Annotated in this window: 17 protein-coding genes; 6 read left to right on the top strand and 11 right to left on the bottom strand. The window is 60.1% G+C overall.

Annotation, left to right across the window (positions count from 1 at the left end):
* Positions 1 to 10 precede the first annotated feature (10 nt).
* Complete coding sequence (gene acs, locus RD1_RS10740) at positions 11 to 1,981, bottom strand: acetate--CoA ligase (RefSeq protein WP_011568525.1); 1,971 nt, start codon at positions 1,979 to 1,981, stop codon at positions 11 to 13.
* A 369-nt stretch (positions 1,982 to 2,350) separates the two neighbouring features.
* Here acs and dctP point away from each other — a divergent pair, with 369 nt between their 5' ends.
* The 3 genes from dctP to RD1_RS10755 all read left to right on the top strand — a co-directional run bounded on the left by dctP (position 2,351) and on the right by RD1_RS10755 (position 5,467).
* Complete coding sequence (dctP, locus tag RD1_RS10745) at positions 2,351 to 3,367, top strand: TRAP transporter substrate-binding protein DctP (RefSeq protein ID WP_011568526.1); 1,017 nt, start codon at positions 2,351 to 2,353, stop codon at positions 3,365 to 3,367.
* Between the two features lie 70 nt (positions 3,368 to 3,437).
* Positions 3,438 to 4,067 (top strand): TRAP transporter small permease subunit, encoded by a 630-nt coding sequence (locus RD1_RS10750; protein WP_011568527.1) that lies wholly within the window; start codon positions 3,438 to 3,440, stop codon positions 4,065 to 4,067.
* On the top strand, positions 4,067 to 5,467 hold the full coding sequence (locus RD1_RS10755) for a TRAP transporter large permease (RefSeq protein ID WP_011568528.1): 1,401 nt from the start codon (positions 4,067 to 4,069) through the stop codon (positions 5,465 to 5,467). The genes RD1_RS10750 and RD1_RS10755 overlap by 1 nt, the downstream gene beginning before the upstream one ends.
* Before the next feature lie 99 nt (positions 5,468 to 5,566).
* Here RD1_RS10755 and pobA read toward each other — a convergent pair whose 3' ends face one another.
* The gene (gene pobA, locus RD1_RS10760; RefSeq protein WP_011568529.1) at positions 5,567 to 6,742 is read right to left on the bottom strand and encodes a 4-hydroxybenzoate 3-monooxygenase; all 1,176 of its coding nucleotides are present in this window, start codon (positions 6,740 to 6,742) and stop codon (positions 5,567 to 5,569) included.
* A 120-nt stretch (positions 6,743 to 6,862) separates the two neighbouring features.
* Here pobA and RD1_RS10765 point away from each other — a divergent pair, with 120 nt between their 5' ends.
* Entirely contained in the window at positions 6,863 to 8,227 is a 1,365-nt protein-coding gene (locus RD1_RS10765) for an aspartate aminotransferase family protein (RefSeq protein WP_044033419.1), read from the top strand.
* Here the strand turns inward: RD1_RS10765 and RD1_RS10770 are convergent, their stop codons facing one another.
* On the bottom strand, positions 8,228 to 8,983 hold the full coding sequence (locus RD1_RS10770) for an SDR family NAD(P)-dependent oxidoreductase (RefSeq protein ID WP_011568531.1): 756 nt from the start codon (positions 8,981 to 8,983) through the stop codon (positions 8,228 to 8,230).
* Positions 8,984 to 9,407: 424 nt separating this feature from the next.
* Between RD1_RS10770 and RD1_RS10780 the strand changes: the two genes are divergently transcribed.
* Positions 9,408 to 9,899: a GNAT family N-acetyltransferase gene (locus tag RD1_RS10780; protein WP_011568533.1), complete on the top strand. Its 492-nt coding sequence runs from the start codon at positions 9,408 to 9,410 to the stop codon at positions 9,897 to 9,899.
* Between the two features lie 293 nt (positions 9,900 to 10,192).
* On the opposite strand, the gene RD1_RS10785 is transcribed toward RD1_RS10780, so the two are convergent.
* From RD1_RS10785 to RD1_RS10815, 7 genes are read right to left on the bottom strand one after another with little or no spacing between them, the layout of a single operon-like run.
* Positions 10,193 to 11,233: a glycosyltransferase family 4 protein gene (locus tag RD1_RS10785; protein ID WP_011568534.1), complete on the bottom strand. Its 1,041-nt coding sequence runs from the start codon at positions 11,231 to 11,233 to the stop codon at positions 10,193 to 10,195.
* Positions 11,230 to 12,762: an ABC transporter permease gene (locus tag RD1_RS10790; protein ID WP_011568535.1), complete on the bottom strand. Its 1,533-nt coding sequence runs from the start codon at positions 12,760 to 12,762 to the stop codon at positions 11,230 to 11,232. The genes RD1_RS10785 and RD1_RS10790 overlap by 4 nt, the downstream gene beginning before the upstream one ends.
* A complete protein-coding gene (locus tag RD1_RS10795; RefSeq protein WP_011568536.1) occupies positions 12,763 to 13,509 on the bottom strand; it encodes an ABC transporter ATP-binding protein in 747 nt (248 codons plus the stop codon). It abuts the gene before it with no gap.
* A 6-nt stretch (positions 13,510 to 13,515) separates the two neighbouring features.
* Positions 13,516 to 14,511 carry an ABC transporter substrate-binding protein gene (locus RD1_RS10800; RefSeq protein ID WP_044033082.1) on the bottom strand — a complete coding sequence of 332 codons (996 nt, stop codon included), beginning with the start codon at positions 14,509 to 14,511 and terminating at the stop codon, positions 13,516 to 13,518.
* A complete protein-coding gene (locus tag RD1_RS10805; protein WP_011568538.1) occupies positions 14,508 to 15,410 on the bottom strand; it encodes a lysylphosphatidylglycerol synthase transmembrane domain-containing protein in 903 nt (300 codons plus the stop codon). The genes RD1_RS10800 and RD1_RS10805 overlap by 4 nt, the downstream gene beginning before the upstream one ends.
* Positions 15,410 to 17,023, bottom strand: a complete 1,614-nt coding sequence (locus RD1_RS10810; RefSeq protein WP_011568539.1) for a sulfatase-like hydrolase/transferase — start codon at positions 17,021 to 17,023, stop codon at positions 15,410 to 15,412. The genes RD1_RS10805 and RD1_RS10810 overlap by 1 nt, the downstream gene beginning before the upstream one ends.
* On the bottom strand, positions 17,023 to 17,742 hold the full coding sequence (locus RD1_RS10815) for a CDP-alcohol phosphatidyltransferase family protein (RefSeq protein WP_044033083.1): 720 nt from the start codon (positions 17,740 to 17,742) through the stop codon (positions 17,023 to 17,025). Before RD1_RS10815 ends, RD1_RS10810 begins: the two co-directional genes overlap by 1 nt.
* 286 nt (positions 17,743 to 18,028) lie before the next feature.
* On the opposite strand from RD1_RS10815, the gene RD1_RS10820 reads away from it, so the two are divergent.
* Positions 18,029 to 18,613 carry a YceI family protein gene (locus RD1_RS10820; RefSeq protein WP_011568543.1) on the top strand — a complete coding sequence of 195 codons (585 nt, stop codon included), beginning with the start codon at positions 18,029 to 18,031 and terminating at the stop codon, positions 18,611 to 18,613.
* Between the two features lie 354 nt (positions 18,614 to 18,967).
* On the opposite strand, the gene RD1_RS10825 is transcribed toward RD1_RS10820, so the two are convergent.
* Positions 18,968 to 21,241: a right-handed parallel beta-helix repeat-containing protein gene (locus tag RD1_RS10825; RefSeq protein WP_011568545.1), complete on the bottom strand. Its 2,274-nt coding sequence runs from the start codon at positions 21,239 to 21,241 to the stop codon at positions 18,968 to 18,970.
* Positions 21,242 to 21,401 lie beyond the last annotated feature (160 nt).

Raw genomic sequence — 21,401 nt, forward strand, 5'->3', positions numbered from 1 at the left:
ATCCATATTATCAAGCGTCCTGTTTGTTCATTCTGTTTTTGATGAGGTCATCTACGACGGTTGGGTCTGCGAGTGTTGAGGTGTCTCCGAGGGTTGCGAAGTCGTCTTCGGCGATTTTGCGCAGGATGCGGCGCATGATTTTGCCGGAGCGTGTTTTGGGCAGGCCGGGGGCCCATTGGATGAGGTCTGGGGATGCGATGGGGCCGATTTCTGCGCGGACCCATTTGCGCAATTCCTGATAGAGCTCATCGCTGGGCTCTTCGCCGTTCATCAGCGTGACGTAGCAGTAGATGCCCTGTCCCTTGATGTCATGCGGGTATCCGACAACGGCGGCTTCGGCGACTTTGGCGTGGGCGACCAGCGCGCTTTCGACCTCTGCGGTGCCCATGCGGTGGCCCGAGACGTTGATCACGTCATCGACCCGTCCCGTGATCCAGTAATCGCCGTCCGCGTCGCGCTTGCAGCCATCTCCGGTGAAGTAATAGCCTTTGTAATCAGAGAAGTAGGTCTTTTCGAAGCGTTCGTGATCGCCCCAGATGGTGCGCATCTGGCCGGGCCAGCTGTCGGCGATGACCAGCACGCCCTCGACGTCGTTGCCCTCCAGCACCTCGCCTGACGCAGGCTCCAGCACCATCGGCTTGATGCCAAAGAAAGGCTTCATCGCCGAGCCCGGTTTCATGGTATGCGCGCCGGGCAGAGGGGTCATCAGATGCCCGCCTGTTTCGGTCTGCCACCAGGTGTCGACGATGGGGCATTTGCCCTTGCCCACCACGTCATTGTACCAGTTCCAGGCCTCGGGGTTGATCGGCTCGCCCACGGTGCCCAGCACCTTGAGATCACTCAGATCGCATTTTTCGACGAACTCCTTGCCCTGTCCCATCAGCGCGCGGATGGCGGTGGGGGCGGTGTAGAACTGGTTGACTTTGTGCTTTTCGCAGACCTGCCAGAAGCGGCTGGCATCGGGGTAGGTCGGCACGCCCTCGAACATGATGGTGGTCGCGCCATTGGCCAGCGGCCCGTAGACGATATAGCTGTGGCCCGTCACCCAGCCCACATCGGCGGTGCACCAGAACACATCGCCATCGTGGTAATCAAACACGATCTCATGGGTCATCGCGGCATAGGTGAGATAGCCGCCCGAGGTGTGCACGACGCCCTTGGGCTGCCCGGTGGAGCCGGAGGTATAGAGGATGAACAGCGGGTCTTCGGCGTTCATCTCGGCGGGGTGGGAGACATCGGAGGCCTCCAGCATCATCTCGCCGCAGTCAAAATCGCGCCCGTCGATCCAGGTGGTCTGCCCGCCTGTGCGCTTGACGACGAGGCACTTCACGCTGTCCTTGCAGTGCAGCAGGGCCGCATCCGTATTGGCCTTGAGCGCTGTGGCGCGCCCGCCGCGCGGGGCGTGATCGGCGGTGATGACGACTTTGGCGTCACTGCCATTGATCCGCGCGGCAAGTGCATCGGGCGAGAACCCGGCAAAGACGATGGAGTGGATCGCGCCGATGCGCGCACAGGCCAGCATCGCATAGGCCGCCTCGGGGATCATCGGCAGGTAGATCACCACCCGGTCGCCGCGCCGCACGCCAAGGCTTTCCAGCACATTGGCCATCTTGCAGACCGAAACATGCAATTGCTTGTAGGTGATATGTTTGGCGGCATCCTTGGGGTCATCCGGCTCCCAGATGATCGCGGTCTGATCGGCGCGCGTGGCCAGATGGCGATCGACGCAATTGGCCGCCACATTCAACGTCCCATCGCCGTACCAGTTGATCGACACAGAGCCGAGATCGAAGTTCACATCCCTGACCTTGGTGAACGGCTTGATCCAGTCAACCCGCCCCCCCTCACGCCGCCAAAACCCCTCAGAATCCGAAACAGACTCCGAATAAAGAGACGCGTATTGCGATAAGGTGACGTGGGCATTTGCCACCATGTCAGCGGATGGCGGATAGGATTTCGGGGTGTTTTTCGTGTCGGACATTGTGGCTCCTCCCTCTTTGATCGTGTGCGTATGGGGCGGCATCTTGTGTATGGCCGATGACTTGGCTGCCAGCCCTTTGCGTGCTGGGTGTAGTTTGAAGTCAATCGCGGATCAAAAACAAGCCGATAACCCTCAATGAGGTGGGGAAATTGTGGCGGGCCCGCGTAAAATGATGTGGTTTGCCCTCATGGATGGCTTTGATTGCATTGTCGGTGCGGATGCGCCTGATGGTGTGAGATCTGAAAAATCCCGGCGTGTTCTGGGATGTTGCTCACGCAGGCATTCAAAGGGGGCTTGGCAGTCTTGCTGGCGTTGAGTAGGTTTGCCCCAATCCGTTCTGAATAATACGGGCAACCAGGGAGAAATATCATGAATAAATACCTCAGTGGGGCGGCCGTTGCCGCCATCAGTTTTGCATTCGTGTCCGAGGCCGCGGCCACGGAATGGAACGTGTCGGTTTGGGGCAAACGCCGTGCCTTTACCGAACATGTTGAAAAACTTGCCGAGCTCGTGTCGGAAAAGACCGGTGGTGAATTCACCATGAATGTCAGCTACGGCGGCTTGTCGAAGAACCGCGAAAACCTTGACGGGATCTCGATCGGGGCGTTTGAAATGGCGCAGTTCTGTGCGGGCTATCATCCGGACAAAAACCGGGTGATCACGGTGCTTGAGTTGCCCTTCCTCGGTGTTGAAAACCTTGAGCAGGAGGTCGCGGTAGCCAACGCGGTCTACGCACACCCGGCGGCAACCGAAGAGATGGCGCAGTGGAATGCCAAGCTGCTGATGACCTCGCCCATGCCGCAGTATAACATCGTCGGCACGGGCGAGCCGCGCGACGAGCTTGCGGAGTTCGAAGGCATGCGGGTGCGCGCCACAGGTGGTCTGGGTGAAGCGTTCAAGACGGTTGGTGCGGTGCCGACATCCGTGACGGCAACCGAGGCTTATCAGGCCATGCAGGGCGGCGTGGTGGACACGGTCGCTTTTGCCCAGCACGCGCATCTGAGCTTTGGCACGATCAATCAGGCGGATTGGTGGACGGCGAACCTCAACCCCGGCACGGTGAACTGCCCGGTGGTTGTGAACATCGACGCCTATGAATCGCTGTCGGACACGCATCGTGAAGCGCTGGATTCCTCTGTTGACGAGGCCATCGACTATTACCTCGCAAATTACGCCAAACTTCTGGAGCGCTGGGATTCCGTGCTGGCGGAAAAAGGCGTGCAGAAGGTTGAGATCGCGCCAGAGGTGATCGAGGCGTTTCAGGCCAAGGCAGGCAAACCGAACCATGAAGCATGGATCGCTGACATGGAAGCGCAGGGCCTGCCGGGACAAGAGCTCTATGATCTGGTGGTAAGCACCTTGGCCGAAGCCAAGGGCGGCAGCTAAGCTGTTTTGGGCCGCTCCCCCCGGGGGCGGCCTTTTTTCATGATGTTCCAAATACAACGGGAGGTGGGCCATGGCAGGTTCCGCTGCGGTGCTCGAAGATTCCAGTCTGCTGAGCCGATTGGACCGCGCACTTTTACCACTTGAACGCTTTTGCGCCTTGCTGAGTGGTCTTGCCATTTTCTCGCTGATGTTTCTTGCCGTCTATTCGGTGACCGGGCGCAAGTTCTTTGGCTCACCGATGGCCGGATATGTGGATTATATCGAGGCCATGATGCCCATCATTGCGATCATGGGTATCGCTTATGTGCAGCGGGACGGCACCCATGTGCGCATGGATATGCTGGTGGGCGCGCTGAGGGGGCGTTTGCTCTGGCTCTTTGAGTTGATTTCGGTCTTGTTGATCCTCGTTTTGATTGTCGCCCTGACCTGGGGGGCGTGGAACCATTTCGACCGCTCCTTTGATTGCGCGCGCCCGCTGTGCAGCCGGGACAGTTCGATTGATGTGGGCATTCCGCTCTGGCCATCCAAACTGGTTGTGCCCATCGCCTTTGGGGTGCTGGTGCTGCGTCTACTGCTGCAAACATGGGGCTACGGGCGTGCTTTGGTGCTGGGGCTTGAAAACCCCGTTGCGGTCCCGCTGAACCTGACCATTGCCGAGCAGGCCCGCATTGAGGCCGAAGCGCTGGAAGGGGCCGACTGATGGAGCCAATCGACATCGGGTTGTGGGTCAGCGGAGGGCTGCTGGTCTTTGTGATCCTTGGCATGCGCGTGGCCTTTGCGGCGGGTCTGGCCGGGTTCGTTGGGCTGGTCTGGCTGCGCTGGAACGGCTTTGATTATGATCCTGAACGGTTCTGGAAGGCGGTCGAGATCAGCGTCAAGATCGCGGGCCTCACGCCGCATTCCAAAGTGTCCGCACAGGTGCTGAGCCTGATCCCCGTGTTCATCATGATCGGCTATCTGGCCTATCATGCCAAACTGACCACGGCGCTGTTTACCGCCTGCAAACGCTGGATCGCATGGGTGCCCGGTGGGCTTGCGGTGTCAACGGTATTCGCCACCGCCGGCTTTGCGGCTGTGTCAGGCGCATCGGTGGCGACGGCGGCGGTCTTTGCCCGCATTGCCATCCCCGAAATGCTGAAGATCGGGTACAACAAACAATTTGCAGCCGGTGTTGTGGCCGCCGGTGGCACGCTGGCCTCGCTGATCCCGCCATCGGCGATTCTGGTGATCTATGCCATCATCGTGGAACAGGACGTGGGCATGTTGCTGCTCGCGGGGTTTATCCCCGGTATGTTCTCCGCGCTGGTCTATGCAACGCTGATCATCGGTATCGCGGTCATTTTCAAATCCGTCGGGCCGCCGGTCAGCGGGTTTACCTGGCGCGAACGGTTTGAATCGCTGCCGCCCGCCTTGCCCATTGTGGCGGTGGTCGTGATCATCGTGTTTTTTGTCTACAACCCTTTCGGAGATGCCTGGGGCACCCCGACCGAAGGGGGGGCCATCGGCGCTTTCATCATCTTCCTGATGGCCCTTTACCGGGGCATGCGCTGGTCGCAGCTTAAAACCGCCTTGCTGGATACCGCGAAACTCACCGTGATGATCTTTTCGATCATCTGGGGAGTGTTGATCTACGTCCGCTTTCTCGGCTTTGCCGAACTGCCCGAAGCCTTTGCGGGCTGGATCACCGGTCTGGATATGTCGCCCATGCTGATCCTTGTGTGCATCCTGTTGGCCTATGCCATCCTCGGCATGTTCATGGATGCGATCGGCATGCTGCTGTTGACGCTGCCGGTGGTGTACCCGGCGGTTATGGCGCTGAATGGTGGTGAATACGTGACCGCTGCGGACAGTGCTTTCGGGATGTCCGGGCCCATGTGTGCGATCTGGTTCGGCATTCTGGTGGTCAAGATGGCGGAGTTCTGTCTGATCACGCCGCCCATCGGTCTGAACTGTTTCGTGGTTGCCGGGGTGCGCGATGATCTGAATGTGCAGGATGTGTTCAAGGGTGTGACGCCGTTCTTTCTGGCCGATGCTGTCACCATCGCGCTGTTGGTCGCCTTTCCCGCTATCGTGCTGTTTTTGCCGTCGCTGGCGGGCTAGAGCGTCTGACGAAATACCTGACGCATCAAGTATTACGTAACGCGTTGAAATCCTTGATTGCAGGCGGCGTTATGTGGTTCAGTTTTTGCGCATGACGCTTTAGTCGTCGTAGGGCAGGCCCACGTAGTTTTCTGCCATGGCCTGCTGTGCGGCTTGATTGCTGCGCAGAAATTCGATCTCGGCGCGCTGCATCCGCAAATCAAAGCCCGAGTGATGTGGGAACCGGTGCATGAGTTTTGAAAACCACCAGCTGAACCGTTCGGCCTTCCAGACCCGCGCCAGCGCATGTTGCGAATACTGCGCCACCGCATCCGCATCATTGTTCTGATACCAGCGGGATAGCGCCGAAAAGAGGTAATGCACATCCGACGCCGCCGTGTTCAGCCCCTTGGCACCCGTGGGCGGCACGATATGGGCGGCATCGCCACATAGAAACAACCGGCCCCATTGCATCGGCTCGCAGACGAATGACCGCAGCGGCGCAATGGATTTTTCAATCGACGGGCCGGTGATCAGATTGGCGGCCTGTTCCGCCGGGAGCCGCCGTTTCAGTTCCGCCCAAAAGGCGTCATCGCTCCAGTTGTCGGTGTGATCGCCTGCCTCACACTGGATATAGTACCGCGACAGGGACGGGGTGCGCATGGAACACAGGGCAAAGCCACGATCAGAATTGGCATAGATCAGCTCATCGTTTACCGGGGGCGTTTCGCTCAGAATGCCCAGCCAGCCGAAGGGGTAGGTCTTTTCATAGTAGCGTCGTTTGGCCTCAGGGATGCTGGTGCGGCTGACCCCGTGAAACCCGTCACATCCGGCAATGAAATCGCAGGCAATGCGTTTGCGCTGGCCCGTTTGCAGATAGCTGACTGCCGGTGCATCGCTGTCGGCCCCCTCGATCCGGACGTCCTCGACCTCAAATTCAGTCTGCCCGCCGGTGCGGTCGCGCGCGGCGTAAAGATCGCGGGTCACTTCGGTTTGTCCGTATACCATGACGGATTTGCCCGTGTGTTTGGCGAAATCAATGCGAAAGGCTTCGTCCCCGTAGCTGATCCATGTGCCCTCATGCGGCATGCCATCCTGCCGCACGCGCGCCCCGGCCCCTGCCTGTTCCAAAAGGTCGATCAACCCGGTTTCCAGCACGCCCGCGCGGATCCGGGCAAGCACATGCGCGCGCGTGCGGCGTTCCAGCACAATACTGTCGATGCCGCATGTGTGCAGCAGCTGCGCCAGTAACAGGCCGGAGGGCCCGCCGCCGATGATCACCACCTGTGTGCGCATGTTCGTCATGATAACCTGTTGCCATACCCGCCCGCGAACCGCTAGCAATGATTGGAACAGGTCAGTGCGTTTTCATGCCATTGGCTTTTGATTCTGGATGACAATAAAAGGTTGAGCCTGATGGAAATGCGCCCCAATTCGATAGAAGCCCGTGATGTTGCCTATCATCTGCATGGCTACACCAACCCCAGGGCACATGAAGAGCAGGGTCCGATGGTGATCGAGCGTGGCGAGGGGGTCTATGTCTTTGACAATCAGGGCAAGCGCTACATCGAAGGGATGGCCGGTCTGTGGAGCGTCGCGGTGGGGTTCAACGAAAGCCGCCTTGTGGACGCCGCGCAGAACCAGATGCGCGCGCTGCCCTATTACCATAGCTTTTCGCATAAATCGCACGGACCCGCGATTGATCTGGCGGAGCGGTTGATCGACATGGCACCGGTGCAGATGAGCAAGGTGTTTTTCACCAACTCGGGGTCCGAAGCGAATGACACGATCCTCAAGATGATCTGGTATCGCTCGAACGCGCTTGGCAAACCTGAGAAGAAGAAGGTGATTTCACGCCTGCGCGGCTATCATGGCGTGACCATTGCATCGGCGTCCATGACCGGGTTGCCGAACAATCACCGCTCGTTCGATCTGCCGATTGAGGGCGTGTTGCACACCACATGCCCGCATTACTGGAAGGAGGGGCGGGACGGCGAAAGTGAAGAGGCATTCGCGACCCGCTGTGCTGAGGATCTGGACGCGATGATCCAGTCCGAGGGGCCCGACACAATCGCCGCCTTCATTGCCGAACCGATCATGGGGGCAGGGGGCGTCGTGGTGCCACCGGCGACCTATTGGCAAAAGATACAGGGGGTTCTGGCGAAATATGACATCCTGCTGATCGCGGATGAGGTGATTTGTGGCTTTGGTCGCACCGGCAAGATGTTCGGATCAAACACCTATGACATCAAACCGGACATCATGACCATGTCCAAGCAACTGACCTCGTCCTATTTCCCGTTCTCGGCCTTCATGATGAATGAGCGGGTCTATGAGCCCATCGCGGATGAGGGTAACCGCATCGGTATTCTCGGCCATGGCTATACCGCGAGCGCGCATCCGGTGGGCGCGGCGGTTGCGCTGGAAAACCTCAAGATCATCGAAGAGCGTGACCTCGTCGGCAATGCAGCCGAACGTGGCGCGGAATTGCAGGCGGGACTGGCGCGCTTCGCCGATCATCCGTTGGTGGGTGAAACCCGCGGTGTTGGCCTGATCGCAGCGCTTGAGCTTGTCGCGCCCGAGGGGGCGGGCGATGCGCGTGCGCCGGGGGCGCTTGGACTGCATATGAACCGGATTTTCCACAAGAACGGGTTGATTTCGCGCAATGTGATGGATGCAATGGCATTTTGCCCGCCGCTGATCATCACGCAGCAACAGGTTTCCGACATGGTGGATATCGTTGAGAAAAGCCTTGAAACCTTCGCATCGGAGGTGGCGTGATCACGCCAGATGCTGCCCGCCGTTGATCGGGATTTCAGCGCCGTTCACGTAGGATGATGCCTTTGAGCACAGGAAAGCCACCACATCCGCAACCTCTCCGGGATGACCGAGCCGTTTCATCGGCACATCCCGGCTGACGACTTCGCTGGTGCCCGGTGACAGGATCGAGGTTTCGATCTCTCCGGGCGAGACGGCATTGACGCGCACGCCCTTGGCGGCCAATTCATGCGCCAGTTCGCGCGTAAGCGCGGACAGCCCGGCCTTGGAAATCGCATAGGCCGCGCCCGCAAACGGGTGCACTTGCGTGGCGGCGATGGAGGAGACATTCACGACCGACCCACCCGCCTGCATCAACGGGTCAAGGAGTTCGCGCACCAGAATGAGCGGCGCGATCAGATTGACCATCTCCACTCTGCGAAAGACCTCGATCTCGGTTTGCGTGGCCAGCAGACGCCCGCCGGCCGCATCCTTGGGCGAGATTCCGGCGTTGTTCACCAGCGCATCCAGCCCACGGCCCCCGAGGCGGTCGCGAAGGTTCAGCGCCGCCGCCCGCACAGAGGCTTCATCCGACAGGTCCGTCTCGATGTGATGCACGATGCCTTCCGCCCATGGGCACACCTGGCTGAAGGGGGTGCGCGCCAGCGTCAGCACGTCCCAGCCATCCTCGTAGAACTTCTTGACGATGGCGTGCCCGATGCCACGACTGGCCCCGGTGACGGCAACGATCGGTTTTGTTGTCGGCTCAAAGCGGCTCATGGCGTGCTCCCGCATGCTGGTCAGCGATGTCTTTTTGTCTCACCGGGTAAATACCAAAGTTGCCAGGCGCGCGAACGCAATGTCCCGCCGCCTGATGCCGCTAGCTTGCACGCATCGACATGGGATGCAAACGGTCTGTGTGACGTCGCACCCTTGTCGATTGCGTCTGACGAAACTCCAGATTGGCCGCATATCGCCTACCGCGTTGAAATCCCTGATTTCAGTCAGCGGCGGATGCTTCAGGTTTTTGCGCGACGCTTTGGGCGTTACCTCAACGGCCTGATGCTTGCCAATTGTCGTTGCCGCGCAACAGGAATTGGCCTTGCGGCTGGTTGCAAGATCAGAAGGTGTGTCGAAAGTCCGGACCACAGGGTTGCAACCGCTGCTGTGACACGCGACGTAGCGGGGTTGAAAGGGGTTGAATATGTCTGATTCCAAGGTGCGCATCCAAACGGTGGGTCCTGCTGATGTGCCGGATTTGATGGCGGCTTTGCAGGCACTGGCGCGCAATCTGGATGATCCCTTCAAGGTCACACCAGAGGATGTATCCAAGGCGCTTTTCGGCCCCGACAGCTTCACCATGGCCTTGCTGGCCCGGCAGGGCGGTAAAGTCTTTGGCGCGGTTTTTGCAGCCCCCTTGTTCACGACGCTGGGCGGCGGTGCCGTGCTATATGTGTCGGACCTTTGGGTCGATGCCTCGGTGCGCAAACAGTCGCTTGGAAGACGTTTGCTGGCCGCTGCCGCCGCCGAAGGGGCCAGCCGGTGGCAGACTTCGGGGATCAGGTTGACGGTCTATTCGGACAATGCGCCCGCACGCGCCTTTTACGCGAAGCTTGGCTTCGTCGTGAACGAAAAGGACCTCACTGCGTTTCTGTCGGGTACGCGCGTTGCCGCATTGCAGGCGCGCGCGCAATAAGTGTTGAGGCGCAGTTAGAGCGTCTGACGAAATACCTGAAACATCGCGTATCACGTAACGCGTTGAAATCTTTGATTTCAGGCAGCGTTATGTGAAGCAAGATTTTTGCATGACGCTTCAATGCCGCAAAGCCGTTGCGGGGTGCGCAAAGGGCGGATATTCCCACCTACCGATGACCTGAAACAGATCGATCAGATAGGGCGACATGGCACAGGAACGCCCCGAAGGAGCAGAGGCAGGCGGTGCCGCTTGGCCGCTGCGAAGCTGATGTTTTCTGCCAAGGGGTGCTGCGTCTAGGGGGACGCTTTTTGGACAACGGTTTTAAATATTGTCGCCGTGTCCTGCCACGTGGGCAGGGCGTTGGCGCGGGTTTTGGACAAAGCGCTGAATTGCGCCGCGGTTTCCGGGCACTCAAGAATGCGCCGCAACGCAGCCGCAAAGGCGCTCGGGTCATCGGGCGGTGTCAGCAAACCTGCGCCGCCAACGGTTTCCGGCACGGCCCCGACATGGCAGGACACGACCGGCAGGTCAAAGAGCATCGCCTCGCTCAACACCATGCCGTAGCCCTCGTAGCGGGTGGCAAGGGCAAAGATCGACGCCGCCTCGAAATGCTGGCGCAGCGCTGCTTCGCCCAGTTCTCCGGCGAAACGGACACGCGCGCACAGATCAAGGTCACGGCACTGATCACGCAGCTTGTCGGCAACCAGCGGATCATGCGCCTGCCCCACGATTGCCGCGCTCCAGTCCAGATCCCTGATCCTCGACAGCGCATCGAGCAGCACGTCATGCCCCTTGCGCTCTGCCAGAAGGCCGACAGAGAGGATCAACGGGGGGTCAACCGGGGCGCTGCTCCTCGTGGGGCGGTCAAATCCGGGCAGCGCGACGGTGATCGTTTCGGGGTCGGCACCAAACTCCTGTGTCAGCACCTGCGCGGTGTGCGGGCTCGGGACGATCACCTGCGCCGTATGCGCAAGCGCCGCCGCCTCATTGGCGCGCAAGAAGGCCGCGCGCGCTGGTGACAGGCCGGTTTCAGTGCCGAGGGGATGGTGGATCATCGCGATGATCGGTGCTTGCACCTGCGCCAGCCCCTGAGGGTCAATGGCCCCGAACACCAGACCATCCAGAATGATCGGCACATCTGCGGGCACATCACGCAGGGCTGCGAGTGCGCATTGCATGTCGCGGGCGGATGGATCGGGAAACCCATCCGGAAGTTGCAGATGCGCGGTCTCAAACCCCATATCGTTGAGCACACGCAACACCGTGGCCTCATAGAGAAAGCCGCCGGTTCTGCGATCCTTGTCGCCCGGAATTGCAAAGACCGCCCGTGTCATATCACCTGTTCACTTGCATATTTTGATAAAACCACGCGCTCCACCCGGACCACAACCGCATAGATCACGACCGCAAGCACCGTTGTCGCAACGATGCAGGACCACAACATATTGTAGTTGGAGGTGGTGGAGGTCAAGGCCACCAACAGCCCGATCCCTTTGCCCGTGACCAGCCATTCCGTCGTTGTGACGGCCAGAATGGCGGCAGGCACCGCCATTTTCGCCGCAGCAAAGAATGCAGGCAGCATGCCCGGGATCTGGGCGAGGTACAGGACGGTCACGGGGCCGGCGCCATAGCTGCGAAAAAGGTCGCTCACGGCCCGAGGCGTTTGCCGCAACCCCTGCAGGCAGGCCACGAATGTCGGGAAAAAGATCATCACCGCAATGACCGCGATCGTGCCGGTCGCGCCGCGCCCCAGCGCCAGCACGATCAGCGGTGCGGTGGTGATAATGGGGATCGCGCGCAAGGCGACGGCCACGGGCAAAACGACACCTGAGGCCCTGGGAAGAAGGATGACGCCCATCGCAAGTGCGGCCCCCAGCACCAGCCCGGCAAGATAACCGGGGATCGTGGTCGCCGTTGTCTCTGCCAGCGCGCGCAGCAATGTGGCGCGGGCCGGGGCATCGGCAAGCAGATAGCTCAGCACATCTGCTGGGCGTTTTGCAAAGAAACGGTTGAGGTCTGCCAGATCCATGCTGATCTGCCACAGCAGGATCAACAGCAGTGCCGCGCCACATGCCTGAAGCATCCCCGTCCAGCGGTTGTGCGCCATCGTGCGGGGCGGGGACAGGATGATGTCAGGGGTGTATCCGACAAGCCAACGCCCCGCTGCTCCCACCAGTGCATAAAGCAGCATCGCCATGGCGGCGGAAATCACCGCAAGTGACCATGTGGCCTCGACATCCAAGCTGCGCATCGCCCGCAGCGTCAGCACGCCAAGGCCGCGTTCGGCGCCCGTGAACTCTCCGATCATCGCGCCGAGAAAGGCGGCGGGGGCCGCGATCTGCAGGCCGACAAACAAATAGGGCAGGCTGGCGCGTGCACGCACGGTGAGAAGGGTCGCCAGGGCCCCCCGCCCGTAAACAGACATCAGGTCGGACCAGTTGGCCGGCATCGCACGCAACCCCACACGCATTGCAAGGAATGTCGTGTAATAGACCGCCAGCGCTGCGAGGGCGATCTGTGGCGTATCGCCGGGGCCTGAAATGACGCGCAGGATCGGCCCGGTTGCCACAAGCGGCAGGCAGAACACCACAAGGGCGGCAGAGGAAATCACCCGCTCCGTGCGCGGCAGCACAACCACGACACTGGCCATGAGGACGGCAGCAAGGTTTCCCCAGAGGAACCCGAGCGCGGCATTCTGGGTCGTGGTGGCCGTGGCGCGGACCAAAAGACCGGGGTTTGCGCCGATATGGAACAGGATCCCGAGGGGGCCGACGAATAACACGCCATCCGAAAGGACCTGCGCCGCCCCTTCCCAAAGACCCAGCAGCACAACCGCTGCGATTGTGCCGCGCCGAATGGACATTCAGAGGATGACCCCAAGGGCGTCGAGCACCTCTTTGGTTTTGGATTGAAACGCCGGCAACCGCGTGACGGAGATGCCGCGCGGGGGCTCAAAGATCACCGGAATATCCGCAACGATCTGCGCGGGACGCTCTGAGAGGACGATGACACGGTCGGAGAGCAGCACTGCCTCCTCCACGGAATGCGTCACCATGACCGTCGTCGTGCCCCGGTCGCGCCACAGGGGGGGCAATTCGGCATTCAGCTTGCTGCGCGTCAGCGCATCCACCGCGCCAAAGGGTTCATCGAGCAAGAGCACATCAGGTTCCGAAACCAGAGCGCGCGCGATGGCCGCGCGTTGACGCATTCCACCCGACAGTTCTGCCGGACGGTGCCCTTCGAACCCCGCCAGACCCACCATGGTGATCAGGGCATCCGCACGGTCAGCCGGTTTGCGCGCAAGCCGTGCGCCCAAGGTGACATTCGCGCGCACCGTCCGCCAGGGCAGCAGCGCGTGATCCTGAAAGGCCATCGAGAGCGCGCCGGATCGGGCGACGTCCCAAGGGCGCTTGTCGCCGATGCGCAGCGTGCCATCGGTGGGCTGATCCAGCCCGGCGATCAACCGCAACAGCGTGGATTTACCGCAGCCCGACGGCCCGACCAGAGCCGTCGTCTGACCGGCTTCAAAGGTCAGGTCAAGCGGTCCGATGGCCGCGCCATCCTCAAAGCGTTTGGTAAGCCCCGCGCAGCAAATGTCCTTGCCTGACATGGGGGTTTACGCGTGCGCCTCTTCCAGCAGCGATCTGTCCCATAAATCCGCGCTGACGTTCCGGCCCAGCAGCGCGAGCGTTTCCACATTGGCGGCGATGGTTTCATCCGTGAACCAGCCAAAGCCACTGGCCTGCGTCAAATCCGAGAACATCAGCGGCACCTGCCGCTTCGCCTGCAACTCTTGTGTGGCCAAATCAAGGCCCGCATCGGGAAACATCCCGACCGTCAACGCGGCGGCGGCATCCGTGTCGGACAGATAATCGTTCCACCCCATCACTTCGCCCTTGAGCAGGCTGACAAGATCCGCGCGGCGGTTGGCGATGCTGTCTTCGGTTGCGATATAGGTTTGCGAATGCACGGAATAGCCGTGATCCGCCATCAGCATCGTGGTGTTTTCAACCCCTTGGATGTCCATGGCGACCGGCAGGTCCGTCTCCCAACAGAGCAGGCAATCGACCTGTCCGCTGACCAGCGGGGCAGGGTCATATTGGGTCGGGACGATCTCGATCTGTGTGATGTCGATGTCGTTGATGGTGCACAACGCTTGCAGGACGGGGGTATTGGACACGGACATCCCGATTTTCTTGCCGATCAGATCCGCCGGGCTGTTGACCGGGTTGGCCGCAAGCGAGGCAATGGCAAAGGGGTTCTTTTGCATGGCCACCGCGATGATCTTGAAAGGCGCACCCTGTGCCACGGCGGCGGCGGTATAATCGGCGGCCGAGATGCCCACCAGTGCCGTTCCCGAGACAACCGGCGGCTCGACCGGGGCATTGGGGCCGCCCTGGGAGAGGGAAACATCAAGCCCCCGGTCCGCCCAGTAGCCACGATCCAGCGCGATATAACTGCCGCCAAACTGCACGGAATGCAGCCACGAAAGCTGAAAATTGACAGCTGTATCAGCACGGGCCAGACCCGGCAGGCCAAGGGCGGTCGCACCCAAAGCAGCCCCGCTGCTCTGAAGAAAAGCGCGTCGGGTGGAGGGGGTAATCTGTTTCATAGAACGTCCATTTTCGAGGTGTGAGGGATAGGGTGGGTCTGTGTAGGTTTGAGCGCGAGCAAAACAGCGGGTAGGGCGGCCAGCAGCATCACCGCACCATAGGCGATGCCCGCTGCGATCCCTGCACCTGGACTGGCGCCGATCAGGGGAAACAGGGCGGCGGCGGCACCCTCGCGCCACCCCAAGCCGCCCACAGACAGCGGGATCAGCATGGCGCAGAGGATCAGGGGCACGAGCGTGGCAAGGTCGGCCAGCGGAATAACGGTCTGCGTGGCGCGGGCGCAGGCGTAAAAGCTGAAAATCAACAGGGCTGTAATCACCAGCGCGAGCCCGATCATGCGCGGGGCTTTAAGCAGAACAAGCGTCAGCCTCATAAAGCGCGCGGATGCAGATGTGCCGCGCGCAAAAACCACCGCGCCGCACATCGCGATGCAATAGGCCGCAATGGCGAGCCACGTCCACACAGGCCATGCAGCCCCGCCCGGGATCATCAGCGCACAGGAAAAGCCTGCCGCCATCAGCGCAAATATCGAAATCTGACCGATCAGCCGCTCTGCCGCGACAGATTGCGCGGCACGCACAAGGTCGCCCTGTCGCCGGATGCGATACGCGCGCCCGACATCGCCAACGACCCCGCCGGGCAGAGCCATATTCGCCAGTTGCGCGATATAGTATTCGCGCCACGCCTGCGTGAAAGAAATCCGGATATCAAAGGCTTGTGCCACATGTTGCCAGCGCCATGCCATCAGGGCGGTCAGCAGGGTCAGAGAGGCGAGCGCAGCGAAAAGCCATCTCGCATCCGCACCGCGCAGCTGATTGGCCACGATGACCGGGTCGGTCCACCACAGCAGCGCGGCCATCACCGCGGATGAGGTGGCAAGCTTGACAAACCATCGCATCACTCGACCACCCCGACCATATGCTGCGCCGTGGAAAAGGCCGACAGGAAATCGTTGCGAAACCTGTCCATGCGGCGCACGGGAGTGGTTGCATCCGGGATCAACCCGTCGCGCCACCCCCATGTGTCAATCTGCGCCAGCAGGTCTGCGGGTCCGATCATATGCACCGCAACGTCGCGATTGTCGCTGCCTGCAACGAAACCTGCGGCCTGATGATCGCCGATCACCATCACCAGCGGCGCGCGTGCGCCCAGTTGCGCGATATGGAAGAGTGTCACCTGCAAGGAGTAATCGATCGCATCGCGATAGGCGGCGCGCACCTTGTCACGGTCTTTCCATAATTCGCGCGGGGTCGGGCCTTGGGCTGCCATTTCGTTGAATTCCGTGCCATCTGCAATGTCGTCCCATTCAAGCACCTGTGGGACGGGGACCCAAGGCGCATGTGACGAGATCAACGCAATTTGTATGAAATCCGGACGCGGATCATCGGAGATGAGCCGGGGGTAGGTCGCCAGTGTGAACTGATCAGGCATGGTGACCCAGTTGAAGGGATCGCCCTTGTAGGGAATATCGGCTGCGGCAAAGACCTGATCAAACCCCATCTTGCTGCTTTCCGGCCAGTTCAGCGTGATCGCGGGCATGATGGCCGTGGTGCGATAGCCTGCGTCTTGCGCGAAATGGAACAGCCATTTGTGACCGCTGGCCAGCATGGCGGTGTAGCGCCCGTTGTCGCTCGTCCACAGCCCGCTGGCGAGCGTGCCGTGGGCTAGCCAGCTTTGACCGCCCGCCGTGGGAGAGGTGAGCCAACCGCTGCGCATGGCAAAACCGGCCGCTTCAAGCGCGGTCTCGCCCGCCTTCAGCGTTTCGAGATGCTGCGGGGCATAAAGCGGGTTGTCAAAGCTCGCGCGGCCATAGCTTTCGATGTAGATCATGATCACGTCACGCCCGTCCAGCCGATCCAGCAAACCGGTGGCGCTGGCAAAAACGTCGGTCTGTGCTTCTTCGGCAAAGCGGATCAGATCGGTGGTCGTCTCCTGCATTTCCACGGCGCGTTTGAACACAAGGCGCGATGTCCACGCGGTGCCAGGAGGGCTGCGTTCGAAATTCCAATAATCGAGGTGATGACCCGCATCTGCCACGGCCCAACCCCCAAACCCGAATGCCGCAATCAGGCTGCAGATCCGGCCCCAGCGCGGCAGGGCAAGCGTCGCCCAAGCCCGCAGACTGCGCATCAGCGCAACATACATCATGGCCAGCAGGACTATAGCGCCGGCGATGGCGAGATATGTGAGTGGCGTGCCGATGCTATTGCTCAGCAGCGCGATCCCGGCCTTGATCAGAAAGGCATCAAGGACGGGGTTGAAGGTGCGATTATAGGCGATGAACATACCAAAATCGGCGAGTTTCAGGAATATCGCGGCAAGCAGGATCAGGGCCAGCGCGGCGATGACCCATCGCCGATTACCAAGCGCAATCATGCCCAGAAGCAGCACCGGCAGTTCCAGCGGAAACCGGTTGAGGGCCGAAAGCGACATCGTGCCCGGATGATTGGGCAGAACGAGCGCCAGAAAAACTGTGAAACCGGCAAGTGCGAGGCTTATGATCTTTATCATCAAGGACGGCCCAGCAACCAACGTATGTCTGTTGCAAAGGAGCACAGCAGCAATACCGCAGCGCCCCACGACAGTGGTGGCATCAGCCACAGAGGCGTCAGCGGGCACAGCAATGCGATCAGCGCTGCAATTTGTATAACACATATGGTCTTGCGTCGCAGGCTGTCGGGCAGGGGTCTGCGCAGTCGGTCCAAAAACAGGCTTGCGATGACAAATGCATAACGGGTGAAGCCCAGGAACAGGATTTCGAGGCCAACGTGACCGTCGCTCAGCAGAATGAGTGCCAGAACGGCGGCGAGCAGCGCGTCAATCTCCATGTCAAAACGCGCGCCGAAAGCAGACGTAAGGCCGGACCGGCGGGCAAGCCATCCGTCCAGACCATCCAGCGCAAAGGCCACGCAGGCGAGCGCAAACACGACCCAGCCTGCGGGGTGCGGGGCCATGACCGCCCCGGCAAGCACCGCAACCAGTGCGGCGCGTATCAACGTGACGCCATTGCCCATTCCAAGCGCGCGGTGCGGGTAGTGAACCAGAATGCCACGCAGGGCGATGCCAGCCGTGAATGCAAATAAAGCAATCGGCACAGCGAGATTGCCAAAGATCGCCAGCGCAGCAAATGAAACGGGCCCCAACAGCGCAAGACTCAGCACCGCGAACAGCGACTGCGGACCCGGCGCGATGCGGTCTGTCCAAACATTCTGCCGATTGCTTTCGATCACCTAGGTCCCACCTTTCGTCTCCATTAAAAGGACTTAGGTCACGGATGGAACACGGCTACGGTAGCGACCCGTTGTAAGTGGCATTTTTACGCCTGTTCACGCGACAGTGAGCATGGCAACTGCCGGATGGTGATCAGATGCCGCATTTTTTGCGGGACAACTCCCTCAAACCCGCCTGCCTTTTCGGTCACATTGAGGTCATTCGGATAAAACAGCGGCTGCGCACCTGTCGGAAACCTGAAATCGAATTATCTTAATGGAGAGCAAACCGAAAAGGGAGAAGATCATGCGCATTTTGACGTGTACCGCTGTCGCCACGGCCATCTTTGGCACAACCGCTCTGGCCGAGCCAGCACGGTTCGAACTGGACCCCTCCCATACGGCTGTTTTCTTTACCGTGGATCACATCGGTTACGCCAAGACGTTGGGCATTTTCGGCACCGTCAGTGGCGAATTCACCTATGACATGGAGACGCAGGATCTGAGCGATGTGCGTGTCAGCATCGATGCGGCAAGCGTCAATACGTTTGACGACGCGCGGGACGGGCATGTCAGAAACAAGGATTTTCTGGATGTATCAAACCACCCGGAGATCACATTTGTGGCCACCGGCGGGACCCCGACGAGCGATACGGCAGGCACCGTGACGGGGGATCTGACCATTCTGGGACAGACCCGGCCTGTGACGCTGGATGTAACGCTGAACAAGGCGGCCGAATATCCATTTGGTCACAAACGCATGACGCTCGGACTGTCGATCGAGGCGTCAATTGAGCGCAGTGATTTTGGCATGACCTACGCGGTCGGCAATGGGCTGGTCGGCGATAGGGTGGATATCCAGATCGAAACCGAAGCGATGAAGATGGACTGACGCCTAACCGCGGTGCTTTAGGGTCTCTGACGAGAATCCTGAAACATGAAGGGTCATGTAGCGCGTTGAAGCGTCTGATTGGAGGCCGCATTACGTCGTGCGGGACTGCATTACACTTTTGCACTGTTTGAAAACGGCGTGGATGTCGCGCGGGGGCGCCAGCCGCGCCATGGGCTGGCGTTGCGGGATCATGAAACCGCAGCACTCGGCGTGGCCTGCGCAGCATGAAAACCATCAGCGCTGTGCCTTGCCGAAAACGCGCATGGAGCGAATAAATAGCCGCATATAATCTGTCACGATAACAATAAATTACGGCGATTTATTAAAGCGGTGCGGATCGCAAGTCCGGGCGCTTCATTCCAACCCCAAGGCAAGGCGCACGCGCCTGACCATCGCCTCGGCAGGGGATCCCGTTTGCAATGTAAAATCACCGTTCAGGGGATCGGTGAACAAAGGGTCGATGCCGGTGGTTTGCCCGTCCGCAACATTGAAATTATCGACCACTGTAAACCGCGGATCACCTGCCACATCCACCCTCATGCGCATCTCGCCATCCGGGTTCCACGCGATATTGCCGCGCAATTCGATTCCCTCCAAGATCGGTTCACCGGCCAGATTGGTGCCGAATGTCGCCCAGTCATCAATGTTGAGATCGCGGTAAAAGCCGTCCGTGTTCGTGTTGTAAAGCGTGTTTAACCGTGCGCGGATGCGCCGTATGTGACCAATGTCCTGCAAGTCCTTTGAGGGGTGCCGCTGAAAGTGAATACCGATGCGCGAGAGATGGGCGAGGGTGTTGTTGTCGATATCAATGTCTTCGAACACAAGACCGTCGCCACTGTCGTCGCCGTCTTCTTCACGCGACAGAACAATGCCCGCACGACAATGCGTCACCACGTTATCCCTGACGGAGATTCTGCGAATATCGGTTTCACCCGCATCCAGATAAATCCCATAGCGGATGACGCGGTCAATCCGGTTGCCATGAATCTCGCCATCAACCACGTGATTCTTGAAGTCGATTCCGTATTGGCGACTGTTGTGGACGGTATTGCCGTAAACAAAAACGTGCTGCACGCTATTGGCGACGGTGATCGCTTCGCCAACGCCACCCGGTTCGCCGAAGGAGTTCGTGACCGTATCATTGTAATCGGTGACCACATTGGTCTGTGTCACCTCATTGTTGCGGATGATGATCTGACGCGTGCGAAAGGGATCATCGGGGGACACGGACAGTTCCGGCCGTTCGCCGCAGGCGAGGATGCCACTGAGGCCGGTGTGTTGCGTGAAACAATCCTCGACAATATGGTTGCCCGTGATCGTGTTTTCGCCATTGCCCGCGATGAAGATGCCATTGCGCCAGCAGTACTCCACAGTCAGTCCCCGCAGCACCACGTAGTTTTTGCCCACGATCCGAATGCCATCACGCATGGCATTATTCTGAGGCACACCGGGGCCGCCATAGGTCACATGGCTCAGTAAATCGCCCCGTATGATGACCTGCCGCTCCGCGCCGGGCAGGGCCGTGATGGTAAGCGGGCTGCCGGGGCTGCCGCTGCCTTGCACCTCGAAGGGATCGTAGACGCCGGGGAGCAGAAAGACCGTGTCACCGGGCATGGCTCTGGATGTGGCATATTCCGGGCTCTGGTAGGGGTTCGTGGCCGCCCCGGTTCCGAGGCTGTCACTGCCTGTGGGCGCAACATAGATATCCGCCGAAGGGACATAGGCTTTGCCTGCGCGGCGCAGCTCCCCCGCGCCGACCTCCCAGTTGATCCGTCGACCGGCATCCGGACCACGCTGGCGAAGTGATATCACCCCAAAGGTCAGATCGCCGTTGATACGCAAATACGGGTTCAACCCCTCATTACGGCAGGTCAGGATCACGTTGTGCACACCGACGCTCCGGGGGAGTTGGCGAAAGCCGAACGGGCCATTGATCGCCGTGAACAGCCCGTTTGAGCCGCCATCTTCTGTGATTTCATAAAAAAGAACGTAATCTTCACCAGTGGTCAAAGCGCGCGATGCTGTCGCTATGGCTGCGCCGGATCCGCTGAAGCGGCCTGCCGTGGTGTTGCTGAGCTCTTCGCCCGACGTGCCCAGGGGCAGATCGACGGTCCATTCCGCCTTGCGGCAGGACGCAAATCCCAAAACGACGTCGCCTTGGGTATGCATGAGCGTCGTGTCGGTGTCATTTGTTGCTGTCACAAGGCGATTGTGCACCCCCGGCGCGGCGTTGAGGTGCGCAAAGTCAAACGGGCAGCCAGAAGCGGGGAAATAGACATGCGCCGAGGGGCCCGCTTCACGAATTTCATAGGATACAAGATAGCGCGCACCAACCTCCAGCGTTTGCGTCAGTTGTGCTGCGACAGTGCTGCCATCCTCTGAGGGTGCAGAAAGGCTGCTCACCATTTCCGCGAGTTCAGGGCTGGTTGGCGCGTCGCGCAGCAAGGCACTTGTATCACGATCATCAAGGGTCAGTTCCGATAAGGTCAGATCAACGGGCCCATCCGCGCGCAACCGCGCAAGCCTCAGTCTCAACTGCATTGCAGTCGTGTCAAAGGAAGATGCGACTGACATCTTGATCTGAGGGGCCGTCGTGGACTGGCTGACGCCGAGACTAAGTATATTCATGGATTATAAGTCCTAAACATTGCCGTTGTTCTGTTTACAAAGGGTGCCAGGGCACCGACGGGTCATTCGTGTCGCAGTGGTCGCGCAGGCAAGGCATGCAGAAGGCGCAAGCACGGATGCCGCGCAGCTTTTGTCTGCCCGCAGCATTCTGTGCACGCCC

Source organism: Roseobacter denitrificans OCh 114 (assembly GCF_000014045.1).
GTDB lineage: Bacteria > Pseudomonadota > Alphaproteobacteria > Rhodobacterales > Rhodobacteraceae > Roseobacter > Roseobacter denitrificans.

Bases quoted from the DNA above. Each gene is read 5' to 3' on its own strand.
- RD1_RS10780 (WP_011568533.1), top strand. From the start codon at position 9,408: ATGTCTGATTCCAAGGTGCGCATCCAAACGGTGGGTCCTGCTGATGTG.
- RD1_RS10825 (WP_011568545.1), bottom strand. From the start codon at position 21,241: ATGAATATACTTAGTCTCGGCGTCAGCCAGTCCACGACGGCCCCTCAG.
- RD1_RS10805 (WP_011568538.1), bottom strand. From the start codon at position 15,410: ATGCGATGGTTTGTCAAGCTTGCCACCTCATCCGCGGTGATGGCCGCG.
- RD1_RS10795 (WP_011568536.1), bottom strand. From the start codon at position 13,509: ATGTCAGGCAAGGACATTTGCTGCGCGGGGCTTACCAAACGCTTTGAG.
- RD1_RS10820 (WP_011568543.1), top strand. From the start codon at position 18,029: ATGCGCATTTTGACGTGTACCGCTGTCGCCACGGCCATCTTTGGCACA.
- RD1_RS10790 (WP_011568535.1), bottom strand. From the start codon at position 12,762: ATGTCCATTCGGCGCGGCACAATCGCAGCGGTTGTGCTGCTGGGTCTT.
- RD1_RS10770 (WP_011568531.1), bottom strand. From the start codon at position 8,983: ATGAGCCGCTTTGAGCCGACAACAAAACCGATCGTTGCCGTCACCGGG.
- RD1_RS10785 (WP_011568534.1), bottom strand. From the start codon at position 11,233: ATGACACGGGCGGTCTTTGCAATTCCGGGCGACAAGGATCGCAGAACC.
- dctP (WP_011568526.1), top strand. From the start codon at position 2,351: ATGAATAAATACCTCAGTGGGGCGGCCGTTGCCGCCATCAGTTTTGCA.
- RD1_RS10750 (WP_011568527.1), top strand. From the start codon at position 3,438: ATGGCAGGTTCCGCTGCGGTGCTCGAAGATTCCAGTCTGCTGAGCCGA.
- pobA (WP_011568529.1), bottom strand. From the start codon at position 6,742: ATGCGCACACAGGTGGTGATCATCGGCGGCGGGCCCTCCGGCCTGTTA.
- RD1_RS10765 (WP_044033419.1), top strand. From the start codon at position 6,863: ATGGAAATGCGCCCCAATTCGATAGAAGCCCGTGATGTTGCCTATCAT.
- acs (WP_011568525.1), bottom strand. From the start codon at position 1,981: ATGTCCGACACGAAAAACACCCCGAAATCCTATCCGCCATCCGCTGAC.
- RD1_RS10810 (WP_011568539.1), bottom strand. From the start codon at position 17,023: ATGATAAAGATCATAAGCCTCGCACTTGCCGGTTTCACAGTTTTTCTG.
- RD1_RS10755 (WP_011568528.1), top strand. From the start codon at position 4,067: ATGGAGCCAATCGACATCGGGTTGTGGGTCAGCGGAGGGCTGCTGGTC.
- RD1_RS10800 (WP_044033082.1), bottom strand. From the start codon at position 14,511: ATGAAACAGATTACCCCCTCCACCCGACGCGCTTTTCTTCAGAGCAGC.